At 47.2% G+C, this 14,408-nt stretch carries 14 protein-coding genes; 7 read left to right on the plus strand and 7 right to left on the minus strand.

What is annotated here, in order from left to right; genetic code table 11:
* Positions 1-4 precede the first annotated feature (4 nt).
* Positions 5-829, minus strand: a complete 825-nt coding sequence (locus ICN37_RS06110; protein WP_216155683.1) for a uroporphyrinogen-III synthase — start codon at positions 827-829, stop codon at positions 5-7.
* A gap of 34 nt (positions 830-863) precedes the next feature.
* A complete protein-coding gene (gene hemC / locus ICN37_RS06115; RefSeq protein ID WP_216155686.1) occupies positions 864-1,829 on the minus strand; it encodes a hydroxymethylbilane synthase in 966 nt (321 codons plus the stop codon).
* A gap of 43 nt (positions 1,830-1,872) precedes the next feature.
* Here hemC and argH point away from each other — a divergent pair, with 43 nt between their 5' ends.
* The 3 genes from argH to ICN37_RS06130 are packed head-to-tail and all read left to right on the plus strand — an operon-like array spanning position 1,873 to position 5,374.
* Positions 1,873-3,291, plus strand: a complete 1,419-nt coding sequence (argH, locus tag ICN37_RS06120) for an argininosuccinate lyase (RefSeq protein WP_216155689.1) — start codon at positions 1,873-1,875, stop codon at positions 3,289-3,291.
* A 5-nt stretch (positions 3,292-3,296) separates the two neighbouring features.
* Positions 3,297-3,848 carry a TRAP transporter small permease subunit gene (locus tag ICN37_RS06125; protein WP_215320358.1) on the plus strand — a complete coding sequence of 184 codons (552 nt, stop codon included), beginning with the start codon at positions 3,297-3,299 and terminating at the stop codon, positions 3,846-3,848.
* Complete coding sequence (locus tag ICN37_RS06130) at positions 3,845-5,374, plus strand: TRAP transporter large permease subunit (RefSeq protein WP_216155692.1); 1,530 nt, start codon at positions 3,845-3,847, stop codon at positions 5,372-5,374. The genes ICN37_RS06125 and ICN37_RS06130 overlap by 4 nt, the downstream gene beginning before the upstream one ends.
* Before the next feature lie 45 nt (positions 5,375-5,419).
* On the opposite strand, the gene ICN37_RS06135 is transcribed toward ICN37_RS06130, so the two are convergent.
* Genes ICN37_RS06135 through ICN37_RS06150 form a run of 4 tightly spaced genes read right to left on the minus strand, consistent with a single transcriptional unit; the run spans position 5,420 to position 10,060 of the window.
* A complete protein-coding gene (locus tag ICN37_RS06135) occupies positions 5,420-7,687 on the minus strand; it encodes an arginine/lysine/ornithine decarboxylase (protein WP_216155695.1) in 2,268 nt (755 codons plus the stop codon).
* Positions 7,684-8,598, minus strand: a complete 915-nt coding sequence (locus ICN37_RS06140; RefSeq protein ID WP_216155698.1) for an ion channel — start codon at positions 8,596-8,598, stop codon at positions 7,684-7,686. The genes ICN37_RS06135 and ICN37_RS06140 overlap by 4 nt, the downstream gene beginning before the upstream one ends.
* 12 nt (positions 8,599-8,610) lie before the next feature.
* Positions 8,611-9,177 (minus strand): dCTP deaminase, encoded by a 567-nt coding sequence (gene dcd / locus ICN37_RS06145; RefSeq protein WP_216155701.1) that lies wholly within the window; start codon positions 9,175-9,177, stop codon positions 8,611-8,613.
* Between the two features lie 40 nt (positions 9,178-9,217).
* Complete coding sequence (locus ICN37_RS06150; RefSeq protein ID WP_216155704.1) at positions 9,218-10,060, minus strand: formate dehydrogenase accessory sulfurtransferase FdhD; 843 nt, start codon at positions 10,058-10,060, stop codon at positions 9,218-9,220.
* A 162-nt stretch (positions 10,061-10,222) separates the two neighbouring features.
* On the opposite strand from ICN37_RS06150, the gene metG reads away from it, so the two are divergent.
* From metG to panC, 4 genes are all read left to right on the plus strand, one after another.
* Positions 10,223-11,893, plus strand: coding sequence for a methionine--tRNA ligase (gene metG / locus ICN37_RS06155; protein WP_216155706.1), 1,671 nt, complete (start codon positions 10,223-10,225; stop codon positions 11,891-11,893).
* A gap of 103 nt (positions 11,894-11,996) precedes the next feature.
* A complete protein-coding gene (locus ICN37_RS06160; RefSeq protein ID WP_215320373.1) occupies positions 11,997-12,185 on the plus strand; it encodes a DUF3460 family protein in 189 nt (62 codons plus the stop codon).
* On the plus strand, positions 12,178-13,041 hold the full coding sequence (locus ICN37_RS06165; RefSeq protein ID WP_215320375.1) for a ScpA family protein: 864 nt from the start codon (positions 12,178-12,180) through the stop codon (positions 13,039-13,041). The genes ICN37_RS06160 and ICN37_RS06165 overlap by 8 nt, the downstream gene beginning before the upstream one ends.
* Entirely contained in the window at positions 13,038-13,889 is an 852-nt protein-coding gene (panC, locus tag ICN37_RS06170) for a pantoate--beta-alanine ligase (protein WP_216155709.1), read from the plus strand. The genes ICN37_RS06165 and panC overlap by 4 nt, the downstream gene beginning before the upstream one ends.
* Before the next feature lie 25 nt (positions 13,890-13,914).
* Here panC and ICN37_RS06175 read toward each other — a convergent pair whose 3' ends face one another.
* A complete protein-coding gene (locus tag ICN37_RS06175) occupies positions 13,915-14,403 on the minus strand; it encodes a cupin domain-containing protein (RefSeq protein WP_215320381.1) in 489 nt (162 codons plus the stop codon).
* Between the last annotated feature and the right edge of the window lie 5 nt (positions 14,404-14,408).

Genomic DNA, 14,408 nt, shown 5'->3' on the forward strand with positions numbered 1-14,408 from the left:
ACTTTTAGATTGTCAGCCAAGCTAAAGTTGACTTGATCAAAGCCTCATCACCCGGCTCACTTGTAAAGACTTCACCAAACCCAATCATTTCCGCCGCATCCGCAATATTATGATGTGGGCATAGTGCACTGGCGACATTGAGGCTTTGCGTAAATTGGTCTTTCATGACTTCGCCAAGATAGCGAACAGCCTCAGAGGAAGTGAGCAACCAAAGTGATTTACTCAAATCCATTTCTCGCACCAGTTGCCAAGCAGGGTTATCAATATCCAAAGGTACGCGCGTGTAGGTTGAAATAGCCTCCACAGTGGCGCCTGCCTTTTTTAGCGTATCTGCCAGCCAATCACGGCCACCCTCACCTTTAAAGATCACTACTTTTTTACCCTGCCAATTCCATTTCAGGGATTGAAGCTCTTTCCACAAACCTTCAGAGTCCCAGTTTTCGTTATTTCCTGGAATGATGATGGGAGTGGGATTGTCTTCCGATCCGACGCCATGATTTCTCAGGGCAAGATGACTGCTGCCACCCATCACACCAATCGGAATAATCTTCTTAGAAAAATCTTGCCAATCTCGCTCCAATAAACGCATCACACTCTCGATGGCATTAGGACTTACAAAGATGGCAAGATCTGCGTCGCTCAGGGTGCTAGCGATATGGTCAGCTAAATGCCCATCCGACTTTGGAACAATCGTTAGCAAAGGCAGAGAGAGTATTTCTGGAAGACTACGCTTTCCTACTCCACTTGCCTCGATTGCTTTGGTGAGCACTTCAATCAATTGACGAGCCTGACCACTAGGTCTCGTGACAATGATCGTTTTAGTACTCATGCTCAATAGCTACTTTTTCTCTATTTTCTATGTATTACTTAGAAATTTTAGGAATTAAGTCGGCTGCGCCCTGCGCCAGCAAGTCCTTTGCCACTGCTAGTCCTAGCGCCTCTGCGTCTTCAACTGATGTCACCTGAGCGCTGCCATTGGCTAAGCAAATAGCCTTGCCATCAACACTCGCTACAAAAGAGCGAATATTCATTTGGTTCTGATCCCATATGGCATGGGCAGCTAACGGTACCTCACATGAGCCGCCGAGTTGACGAGACACCATACGTTCAGCAGAAACAGCCAATAAAGTTGGTAAATCATTTAGTGGAGCAAGCCACTGTTTGATATTGGGATGCTTGCTTAAAGTTTCGATACCTAAGGCGCCCTGACCTGCAGCAGGTGTGTAAGGATCGTATGGCAAAAATGCACGGATGCGGGACTCCAAACCTAAACGCTTTAAGCCTGCAGCCGCCAAAATAATGGCCTGATATTCACCGCGATCTAACTTGCTCATACGGGTATCTAAGTTACCGCGTAATGGCTGTATGACCAAATGCGGAAATTTTGCGCGCAGCACTGATTCACGTCTGAGGCTTGAGGTACCCACAATCGCACCGTGTGGTAAATCCTCAAAGATTGCATAGTCATTGGAAACAAAGGCATCGCGCGCATCTTCCCTGGCCATGACACAAGAAAGGTCGAATCCCTCGGGCATCACCATTGGGACATCTTTTAAAGAATGCACCGCTAAATCGGCTCGTCCAACCTCAAGTGCTGTTTCCAGCTCTTTTACAAAAAGGCCCTTACCACCCACTTTAGAGAGGGCTCGGTCCAAAATCTGATCCCCACGGGTGGTCATCCCCAAAATCTGGACATCGCAGTCTGGATAGAGCTTTTTAAGGCAATCCCGGACATGCTCAGCCTGCCACATGGCCAGGCGACTTTCGCGGGAGGCAATTACGAGGCGCTTTGGAGCGTCAGATGGGGAGGAATTCAGGGTTGGGGACATAACATTTAAAATAATTAAAGACCTACACCAATATACTGTGTTTATGAGCTCATCAAATAATTCCTTAGCCAACAAAGCCCAAGCTTGGTCGGCCCGTTTTGCAGAACCTGTCGACGAACTCGTTCAGCGTTATACCGCCTCTATTGGCTTTGATCAACGCTTTGCAATGGTTGATATTGCCGGCTCCTTAGCCCATGCTGAAATGCTGGCTACCCAAAAGATTATTAGCAGCCAAGATTTGGCCGATATTCAAAGGGGCATGGCTCAAATTAAGAGTGAAATCGAATCAGGGCAGTTTAATTGGCAATTAGCACTAGAAGATGTGCACCTGAACATCGAAGCGCGCTTAACAGCATTGGTAGGCGATGCTGGCAAGCGTTTGCATACCGGTCGTTCACGTAATGACCAAGTAGCGACTGACTTGCGCCTATGGTTGCGTAGCAATGTTGATGATATTGCTGTCACCCTTAAATCTCTCCGTCTTGCACTATTGGATTTAGCTGAAAAGCATGCTTCCACGATCATGCCAGGTCATACGCATTTGCAAGTTGCGCAACCGATTACTTTTGGTCATCACTTGATGGCCTACTATGAAATGTTTAGTCGTGATGCCAGTCGCTTAGTAGATTTGCGTGCTCGTTTCAATCGCCTGCCTTTAGGTGCAGCAGCATTAGCTGGCACCACCTATCCGATCGATCGTGAACAAGTGGCTAAGACCTTAGGCTTTGATGGTATCTGCAATAACTCATTAGACGCTGTCTCTGATCGTGACTTTGCGATTGAGTTCTGCGCCTTCTCATCAATTTTGATGATGCACGTATCGCGCCTGTCTGAAGAGTTGATCTTATGGCTGAGCCCACGCTTTGGTTTCATCGATCTACCAGATCGCTTCTGCACTGGCAGCTCGATCATGCCGCAAAAGAAAAATCCGGATGTTCCAGAATTAGCCCGTGGTAAGACTGGCCGTGTATATGGCGATCTGATTTCTTTGTTGACCCTTATGAAGGGTCAACCACTGGCCTACAACAAAGATAACCAAGAAGATAAAGAACCTCTGTTTGATGCAGTAGATACTGTGCAAGATACCTTGCGTATTTTTGCTGACATGGTTCCGCATATTGAAGTGAAAGCAGAAGTAATGAAGAAGGCTGCTGAAGAAGGTTTTGCAACAGCAACCGACTTGGCTGACTATTTGGTTAAAAAAGGTTTGGCTTTCCGCGATGCCCATGAAGCAGTGGCCCATGCCGTTAAGGCCTGTGTTGGCAGAAACTGTATGCTTACCGACCTCAGTCTTTCTGAGTTGCGTTTTGCATGTGGTTTAGATAACCGCCCTGAACTGATTAGCGATGATGTGTTTGCATTACTCACCGTTGATGGCTCAGTGCAATCACGCCAACATGCTGGTGGTACCGCCCCGGAGCAGGTTCTCGCTGCTATTAAACGGGGTCGCGCAGACCTTTAAAGTGCATGGGGTTTTGGTCCAAACTCTCTGCGGGGATTGACTACGTAAACCAGCTTCTGGGCAAGGCAGCCAGTATCATGATTTTGCTGTCTTGTGTCGTGTCAGCACTCAATGCCCTGCTGCGCTATGGATTCGATGTCAGCAACAACTGGCCATTAGAACTTCAATGGTATCTCTTCGCTGCTGCAGTTATGCTCGGCACGTCTTACACACTTAAACGCAATGAACATGTCAGGGTAGATTTAATTTACTCACAACTTTCTGATCGCGGGCGCTTGTGGGTTGATCTTTTTGGCTTGGCATTCTTTTTAATGCCAGCCTGCCTCTTATTTGCTTGGCTCTCCTGGACAACACTCTTTTACCCATCATGGCTGGTAACGGAGCATTCACTGAACTCTGGTGGCTTAGCACGTTACCCCATTAAGTTTGTAGTACCCTTTGGGTTTTTGATGCTGAGCCTGCAAGGTGTGTCAGAAATCATTAAGCGTATCAGCGCGTTACAGGGTAAAACAACCCTCCCCGCCGAAGATCTCCATTACGAAAAGCCGATGCAATGATTCCATTAGAGTGGATGCCACCCTTGATGTTTGGTGGGCTGATTGTCTTTATGTTAATCGGCTTCCCGGTTGCATTCTCTTTAATGGCTGCGGGATTATTTTTCTCAGCCATTGCGATTGGCGAAGGCTTCTTTGGCCTCCCATTTTTGCAAGCTATTCCGCAACGCATCTTTGGTAGCGTGCTCGCCAATGATCTACTGCTAGCCATTCCCTTCTTCACTTTCATGGGCGCTATTTTAGAGCGCTGCGGCCTCGCAGAAGAAATGCTCGACTCGATGGGCCAACTGTTTGGGCGCGTTCGTGGCGGCCTTGGTTACTCCATCATCATCGTTGGCTTTATCTTGGGTGCCATCACTGGCACTGTCGCTGCTCAGGTGATCGCTATGGCAATGATTTCTTTGCCGGTGATGATGCGTTACGGCTACAACATGCGCTACGCTACAGGCGTTTTAGCGGCCTCTGGAACGATTACGCAGCTGGTGCCCCCATCATTGGTATTGATTGTGTTGGCGGACCAACTTAAAACACAAAGCGGCAGTGCAGATGTGGGCAGCATGTATCTCGGCGCATGGGGTCCATCGCTTTTGCAGATCGCCCTCTTTGCTCTATATACATTCTTCCTGAGTCGTGTTCGCCCCGACTATCTGCCGCCTGTACCTGAAAGCGATCTCACACTTAAAGGCTGGGCCCTTTGGAAAAAATGCCTCCTAGGAATCATCCCATCAGCGGTCCTGATCTTCCTGGTTCTGGGCACCATCATGACTGGTATTGCCACCCCTACAGAATCGGGTGCTATGGGTGCAATGGGTGCACTTCTTCTCGCTTGGCTACGCCGTGCAAGCATTCCTAATCTCAAAGGATTGGTACAAGAGGCTTATCAAAACACCATGCGTATTACTGCCATGGTGGTTTTTATTCTAATTGGATCTACTTGCTTCTCTGTCGTCTTTCAAGGAATAGATGGTGGCTTCTGGGTAGAAGAGCTTTTCTCCAATCTTCCTGGTGGTTGGATTGGCTTTCTGATCGTAGTTAATTTATTTGTTTTCTTCCTAGCTTTCTTCTTAGACTTCTTTGAAATCGCCTTCATCGTGGTGCCGATGTTGGCACCAGTAGCAGTGAAATTACTTTCACCGGTATTGCTCGATTCCATGAATGGCAATCCTCAAGCAGCAGCCAGTGCAGCACTAGTGTGGTTTGGGGTCATGCTCTGTGTGAATATGCAGACTTCTTTTATGCATCCGCCGTTTGGTTTTACCCTTTTCTACCTCAGAGGTGTAGCACCGAAAGAAGTGAAGAGTAGTGATATCTATTGGGGTGCCCTGCCTTGGGTAGGTCTACAGTTAGTAATGGTTGTGCTGGTGATGGTATTCCCGGCCTTAGTTACAACTCTCCTAGATAAGCCTGCTGCTGTAGTTCAAAGCCAAGACTTTAATTTCACCGGGGAAGAAAGCAAGCCTGATACATCCACAACCAAGGTAGATGAGGATGCTCCGGTGACGTTTCAGCTGGATAAGCCGGCAAAATAAAACGCCCCGCAAGTACGAGGCGTTTTAATACAAAATATGAGTTGATTACAGAGTAATGTCGCGCTCTTGCCTTACGCAATCCACGTAGTACTCGCTCTTACCATCGATGCTAGCTTTAACGAGTCCATGGATATCCGTCTCAAATCCAGGGAACTTCTCATTGAAGTCTCTAGCGAAGTAGAGGTAGTCAATGATGCGTTTGTTAAAGCGCTCCCCCGGAATCAGAAGCGGAATGCCCGGAGGATAAGGAGTAACCAACATGGCAGTTACACGCCCCTCCAATTGATCCAGCGGCACACGATCTACTTCTTTGTGTGCCATCTTTGCCCATGCCTCTGAAGGCATCATGGCAGGAACCATATCTGAGGTATACATCTCAGTAGTCATGCGTGCCACATCACGACCCTTATAGAACTCATGAATTTGCTGGCAAATATCTTTTAAGCCAACGCGCTCGTAGCGTGGGTGTTTGGTGACAAACTCAGGCAATACCTTCCACAAGGGTGCATTTTTATCAAAGTGATCCTTGAATTGCTGTAGCTCGGTTACAAGCGTGTTCCAACGGCCTTTAGTAATGCCGATCGTGAACATGATGAAGAAGGAGTAGAGACCGCACTTCTCTACGATTACGCCATGCTCAGCAAGATACTTAGTCACAATACTTGCAGGAATGCCCATAGAGCCAAAGTTACCTTCGATATCCAAACCAGGCGTAACCACTGTAGCCTTAATAGGATCAAGCATGTTGAAGTCTTTGGCTAATTTGCCAAAGTCATGCCAAGCAGCAGATGGCTCCAAGATCCAATCAGAGCGCTCGCCAATCCCCTCCTCCGCTAAGTGATCCGGGCCCCAGACCTTGAACCACCAGTCAGCGCCAAACTTATCATCCACCTCGCGCATCGCGCGGCGGAAGTCCATTGCTTCAGCAATAGACTCTTCAACTAGCGTCGTGCCGCCAGGAGACTCCATCATGGCCGCAGAAACGTCGCATGAAGCAATGATGGCGTACTGAGGACTGGTAGAGGTATGCATTAAGTAGGCTTCATTGAAGCAATCACGATCCAACTTAGTATCTTCAGCATCCTGTACCAACACCTGTGATGCCTGGGATAAACCAGCCAGTAACTTGTGGGTGGACTGGGTTGCGAACATCAAACTCTTCTTTGTACGCTTACGATCCGAACCAATGGCATGCATGTCTTTATAGAAAGGATGGAAGGCGGCATGCGGCAACCATGCCTCATCGAAATGCAAGGAGTCTACCTTGCCGTCCAGCATCTCTTTAATCATCTCAACGTTATAAACAATGCCGTCATAAGTACTTTGTGTGAGCGTCATAACACGTGGCACGACATTCTTGTCCTTGATGAACGGATTTGCATCAATTTTCTTCTTGATGTTTTTCCACTCAAACTCTTCTTTCGGGATTGGGCCAATAATGCCCAAGTGATTACGAGTAGGCATCAAGAAGATAGGAATCGCGCCCATCATGGTGATGGAATGAATCACAGACTTATGACAATTACGGTCAACTAGGACCACGTCGCCAGGAGCAACCGTAGAGTGCCAAACAATCTTGTTTGATGTCGATGTGCCATTGGTAACGAAGAACAAATGATCGGCATTGAAGATGCGTGCCGCATTGCGCTCGCTCTGCAGCACTGGGCCCGTATGGTCCAGAAGTTGACCCAGCTCTTCCACGGCGTTACAGACGTCAGCGCGCAACATATTCTCACCAAAGAACTGATGGAACATTCGTCCTACCGGGCTCTTTAAGAAAGCAACACCACCAGAGTGACCTGGGCAATGCCAAGAATAAGACCCTTCAGAGGCATAGTTAGTTAACGCACGGAAAAATGGAGGAGCCAGAGAATCCAAATACACCTTGGCTTCACGAATAATATGACGTGCCACGAATTCTGGAGTGTCTTCATTCATATGAATGAAACCGTGCAACTCGCGCAAGATGTCATTGGGCATATGACGTGAGGTACGTGTCTCGCCATACAAGAAGATAGGGATATCTTCATTACGTTTACGCACTTCAGTAATAAAAGCGCGCAAGTTATTTAATGCTGGAAGATCATTATCTTCAGAGTCAGCATCAAACTCCTCATCATCAATAGAGACGATGAATGATGATGCACGAGAAGCTTGCTGAGCAAATGAAGTTAGGTCACCATAGCTAGTTAAACCAATAACTTCCATGCCTTCATTCTCAATCGCCTCAGCGAGGTCACGAATTCCCGAGCCCGAAATATTTTCGGAGCGGAAGTCTTCATCAATAATGATGATTGGAAAACGAAATTTCATAAAAACTCCCCTGCTAATTTATCCGAGACATTCGGAACCCACTTCTCAAAGTTGGCTAAATCTATTATCCGGCCGCCGTCTGGCGAAACCGTGACTATATCGACAAAAGTCGCATTTTGCTGCACATCTCTTGGTAAGTAAACATGGCGGGCATAGACTTGATTGGCTAAGCTCTCGTGATACCCCGTAAAGGTAATCAAAAGGTGCCAATGGCCATTTAATTCCGCTTTACCCAAGAAATCTTTTAGTGGACTTGCCTCATCTACGCTATGCATCGCCGTCCAGGTCAAGGAAAAGACTGGACTCTCGGAGCGATGGAGCTGCAATTCAACGGATCGACGATAGCGCTCACCCTCGGTTGTCATACTTTCTGCAATGAGCCATAAGCGTAACTGCGCCTCCACAATATGGGAGCTGCGATCATTGGCTACTCGGAACTTCAATGTCTTGATGCCGTCATGATTACCAACCACGGCTACTTTAGAGAAACGTATACCTGCAGTAGGCCTGGTAAAGCGCGCAAAGGCCAGGCCCGTAGTTAATGCGGAGTACACAATCCCAAAAAATGCTTCAAACGTCACAATCGCATTAGGCCAACTACCAACCGGAGTCATTCGGCCATAGCCGATAGTTGCCATGGTTTGCACACTAAAGAAAAAGACGTCTAACAGAGAGTCTGATCGTGAATTAGTAATCGCGCCATCCCCACATGCGATATATGCAAAAGCAAATAAAAGGTTTGTGCCGAGATATACAAAGACAACTAGTAACATAAAGCTAGTCCAGGTAGTACCTAGCAGCCAATGGTAGAAATTATTCTCTGGTCGCGCCATTTCTGAGCGCGAGAGCGAAGCGCGATATTCTTCTAGATTAATCCGCGATGGACGGCGATTAAATAGAAATTTACGCACTGCCGTAATGGCTTAGGTCTTAGGCAGGGTAACGCCCCGCTGACCTTGATACTTACCACCGCGATCTTTATATGATGTGCCACAGACTTCGTCACTCTCAAAGAAGAGTACTTGTGCACAACCTTCACCCGCATAAATTTTGGCAGGCAATGGTGTGGTGTTTGAAAACTCTAAAGTGACATAGCCTTCCCACTCAGGTTCAAATGGAGTGACGTTCACAATAATGCCGCAGCGAGCATAAGTACTCTTACCAACGCAAACGGTTAATACGCTGCGCGGAATCCTGAAGTACTCAACCGTTCTTGCCAATGCAAAAGAATTTGGTGGAATGATGCAAACATCACCCTTGAAGTCGACGAAGGATTGTTCATCGAAATTCTTCGGATCAACAATGGTGCTATTGATATTCGTAAAGATTTTGAATTCGTCTGCACAACGAATGTCATAGCCATAACTTGAAGTGCCATAACTAACAATTTTGTTGCCGGCGGCGTCTTGGCGAACTTGTCCAGGCTCAAATGGGCTGATCATGCCTTGCTCGCCCATGCGGCGGATCCAGTGGTCTGATTTAATAGTCATGACCGAATTGTAAAACCTTCGCCCTCACCTACCGACGAATTTATAGGGGTTTTTGGCTAAAAACGACCCTCTCCGGGGCGTTATAGATCTCAAAGTGTTTGCCAGAGCAGCGAGAGAGGATGGTGAGATTGGTTTTACGCGCCAGCTCCAGACCCATCAAGGTCACGCCCGAGCGGGTCAGGAGGAAAGGAATACCCATCTGAGCCCCCTTGATCACCATCTCCGAGGTCAGGCGCCCAGTAGTAAAGAAAATCAAATCCTTGCCAGGTTTATTGGCCAACCACATCAAACCAGAAATCGAGTCAACCGCATTATGCCGACCCACATCCTCAATGAAGTGGAGGAGGCGTACACCTTCATTGCCGTCTCGCTCAAAAACTGCACAGGCATGAACCGAGCCGGACTTCTTATAAATCGAGTCGTGAATCCGAATGGAGTCAATCAAGGCAACTATTGCCTCCTGGGATAGCGCCGGACCTTCGGGAAGCTGAATCGTATCCATCTCCTCAATCAAACCACCAAACATGGTTCCCTGACCGCAACCTGTCGTTACTACCCGCTTGCTCGTCAGGGCATCAATATCTACCGTACTCCGCCGGGTTTTAACAGCGGCTGAATCGGTCTCCCAATCAACCTGAATACTTTCAATGTCATCAGAAGACTCCACAAGGCGCTGATTACGCAGGTAACCTAAGACCAATGCTTCTGGGGCACTCCCCAAAGTCATCAGCGTCACCACTTCACGCTTATCCAAATATATGGTTAAAGGGCGCTCCCCAGGAATATGGGTAGTTTTAAGGCGTCCCAGCTCATCCAAGACCTCGACCTCGTGCACCAAGGGCACGGAAGCACAAGACATCTGAATGGTTGGTTTTGCTGCCATAAAATACTCTCTAAGGTCGGGCTGAACTCAATTTTATCGGGGTTTAGGAACACTCCGAGGAGTCTTACTTTAACCGCAGACTAAAATCAGTGCATTAGCCAGCATAATTGAGTGCTGTACCCCAAATAACCCCCCTTACCTTCTTATTTAAGTCTGTATTACATGAGCAGTTCTCAACGCCGCCTTCTTGTTACCTCCGCCCTGCCGTATGCCAATGGTCAGATCCATATCGGTCATTTGGTGGAATACGTTCAGACTGATATTTGGGTGCGCTTTCAAAGAATGCGTGGTCATGAGGTTCACTATGTTGGCGCTGATGACACACATGGCACCCCCATCATGTTGCGCGCTGAAAAAGAGGGCATTACCCCTAAAGAACTGATTGCTAATGTTTGGAAAGAACATAAGCGCGATTTTGATAACTTCCTCATCTCATTTGATAACTACTACACTACAGATAGTCCCGAGAATGAGAAGTTAGCGCAAAGTATTTATCTCAAGCTGCGTGATGCTGGCTTGATTGAAAAGCGTGCGATTGAGCAAGCTTACGATCCTGTTAAAGAAATGTTCTTACCGGATCGTTTCATCAAAGGTGAATGTCCTAAGTGCGGCGCCAAAGATCAATACGGCGATAACTGCGAAAAGTGTGGTGCAACGTACTCACCTACAGACCTGAAGAATCCTTTCTCAGTAGTAAGCGGTGCAACACCTATTAAAAAGATTTCGGATCACTACTTCTTTAAGTTGTCTGATCCACGTTGCGAAGAGTTTTTACGCGACTGGACGCAAGTTAAAACACCGCTGCAGCCAGAAGCTCGCAATAAGATGAAAGAATGGGTTGGCCAGCCTGGCGAAAGCAAGCTGGGCGACTGGGATATCTCCCGCGATGCCCCGTATTTCGGGTTTGAGATCCCGGATGCACCAGGTAAGTACTTTTATGTGTGGCTTGATGCCCCGATTGGCTATTATGCTAGCTTCCTCAATTACTGCCAAGCTAAAGGCCTTAATTTTGATGAGTGGGTTAAGCCAGATACTACTACCGAGCAATACCATTTCATCGGCAAAGATATTCTGTATTTCCACACCTTATTCTGGCCTGCTACTTTGAAGTTTGCCGGTTATCGCACGCCAACCAATGTATTTGCTCATGGCTTCTTAACGGTTGATGGCGAGAAGATGAGTAAGTCACGCGGCACTTTAATATCTGCCAATAGCGTGATTGAGTGCGGCTTTAATCCTGAGTGGTTCCGCTACTACTTCGCAACTAAGCTCAATGACAGCATGGAAGATTTAGATTTAAATCTTCAAGACTTTGTTGCACGAGTGAATAGTGACTTACTCGGTAAGTACATCAACATTGCAAGTCGTAGCGCAGGCTTCTTAGTGAAGCGATTTGATGGCGTAGTTTCTGATGAAGCGATGAGTAATCCACTACTCAAAGAGATTGCTGGTGCTAGCGAAAAAATTGCTGAACTCTATGAGGGACGCGAATATGCAAAAGCATTGCGTACCGTGATGGAGTTGGCTGACAAAGTTAACGGCTTTGTAGATGAGAACAAGCCGTGGGAAATCGCTAAAGATCCAGAACGTGAAGCAGATTTACAGCGAGTTTGCAGTATTACCCTGGAGGCATTCCGGATGATGAGTCTGTACCTTAAGCCAGTGATTCCTCATGTAGCAGCTGGAGTTGAAGAATTCTTCTCCTTGCCACCCCTTTCCTGGTCAGACATTAATACCCCGCTTTCCAGTAAGAACCCTATCAAGCCCTATAAGCACCTCATGACCCGGGTTGAAGCCCCTCAAATTGAGGCTTTGCTGGCTGCAAACTTGTAAAAAGCCCCCTAAAAAGCACCTATAATGGCGGTTGTAGTCCTTAGATAACTTTTCGGATTAATTTCATAAGTTATTGAATTTATTGAGTATTTTAGGAAATGCCATGGCAAGATATCAATCTGAAATCACCCAGTTCTTAACTGAACTCAAAACAGAGCATCCAAACCTCGAAGCCGAACAGCAAGCTGGTCGCGCCCTGCTTTGGGATAAAGAGCCATTAAGCGTTGAAGACCAGCGCCGCGCAAAAGCTGCAAAACTCAAGCAACGCGCCTACGTGTATTCGAATGACTGAGCCTAGCGCACAGCCGATGTCGGATTTACTAGATAGCACTCCATCAGTTACCGATGGAATGTCGGCTGCTTTCGCCAAGCTCTATGGCGAACCGCTTTTCAAGCTCCCTACCGATCTTTATATTCCACCAGATGCTTTAGAGGTTTTTCTAGAGGCATTTGAAGGTCCATTAGATCTATTGCTGTACTTGATTCGCAAACAGAACTTCAATGTTCTCGATATTCCGATGGCACAGGTTACTCAGCAGTACCTGAGCTATGTTGATCAAATCCGCCATCACAACCTTGAACTGGCTGCCGAGTATCTACTCATGGCCGCCATGTTGATTGAAATTAAGTCCCGCATGCTCCTGCCAATGAAGAAGGCAGATAGCGAAGAAGAAGTAGAAGATCCGCGCGCAGAATTAGTGCGTCGCCTCTTAGAGTACGAGCGTATGAAGTTAGCAGCGCAAGAGCTCGATCAGATTCCACAGCAAGGGCGTGATTTCCAAGTAGCACACGGTTACGTGGATACCACCGTCGCCATTGCGTGGCCAGATGTCAATGTAGAAGACTTGCAAATGGCTTGGCGTGACGTTTTACATCGCGCCAAACTCACTCAGCATCATACGATTACTCGTGAAGAATTATCCGTTCGTGACTTTATGACGCGCATTTTGCGCCGCCTACAAAGCACTAAATTTGTAGAGTTTGGTGAATTGTTTGAAGACGCTATCAAGTCTGGTAAAGGTGTTCCTGTGGTCATCGTCAACTTTATTGCAATGCTTGAACTCTCACGTGAAGCTTTGGTAGAAATTACTCAAGCTGAGCCGTATGCCCCAATTTATGTGCGTCTCGCCTACACACCTGTTGCATGAAAATCATCAGTGACATTCAAGAGTTACGTGACCATCTAAGAGGTCAAAACCGTGCCTCGTTTGTTCCAACGATGGGTAACCTTCACGAAGGCCACCTCTCGCTGATGCGCCTAGCAAGACAACATGGTGACCCTGTAGTAGCCAGTATCTTTGTGAACCGCCTGCAGTTTGGTCCTAACGAAGATTTCGATAGCTACCCCCGTACTATGCAGGCGGATATTGATAAGCTTGAAAAAGAAGGTGTGTACATCTTATTTGCGCCTACCGAGCGCGATCTTTATCCGCAGCCACAAGAATATCGAGTCGATCCACCGCAGCAGTTGGGCGACATCCTTGAGGGCGAGTTCCGTCCAGGCTTCTTCAAGGGGGTTTGTACTGTTGTATTAAAGCTCTTTTCTTGCGTGCAGCCCAAGGTTGCCATATTTGGTAAAAAAGATTATCAACAACTGATGATCATTCGTCAGATGGCTAAGCAGTTTGCCCTACCAGTCGACATTATTCCTGGTGAAACCATTCGTGCAGAAGATGGCCTTGCCCTCTCCTCTCGCAATGGCTACCTCTCAGTTGAAGAGCGCGCAGAGGCTCCAGAACTCATGAAAGCTTTAAAAGAAGTTCGTGAACGCGTGCTGCAACTCAACAATCGCAACAGTCAATCCATCTCTGAGATTGAAAAAACAGCGGTTGCCTCTTTAGCTAAACGCGGTTGGCAACCGGACTATATCGCCATTCGTCAACAAAGCGACTTAGCACCTGCAAGCAATGAGCAACTGCAAGCTGATGAGCCCCTCGTCATTCTGACAGCAGCTAAGCTGGGTAAAACGCGTTTGATTGATAACCTCGAAATCTAAGTCTTGGGGTCGGTCGAGATATTGATCAAGCCCTTGTAAGGATCTCAATAGCTTTGATGTTATGTGCAGAGTGACCAAACCCTCTTAACAAGCTGTCACGCTGACCAATTTCAAAATCTGCAAATTCAAATCCGGGTGCTACAGCACAGCTAACTAAGCAAAACGAGTCTTGATGTATAGGTTTGGCAGCAAACCAAGTATTGGCCGGAATAGTGGCCTGCAAGCATTTCGAATCTAGCCCCAGTTGAATGGTTTGAAGTTCTTTGTTTTCATCAAAAAAGTGGATGATGACATCGCAGCCGCTATGAAAGTACCAAGTCTCATCCGATTTAATGCGATGCCATGATGAAAAGTCTTCACCCGCCAGAAGATAATAAATACTGGTATAGGCGCTCTTATGTCCCGCGCCATCAGCACTAACAAGGGTTGGCGATCGATACATTTCTCGATAAAAGCCACCCTCAGGGTGCCGCAGAAGCTTGAGAGTCTCAACTAAGGCATTCACTGTTTGCATATGTC

The organism is Polynucleobacter sp. P1-05-14 (assembly GCF_018881675.1).
Lineage (GTDB): Bacteria > Pseudomonadota > Gammaproteobacteria > Burkholderiales > Burkholderiaceae > Polynucleobacter.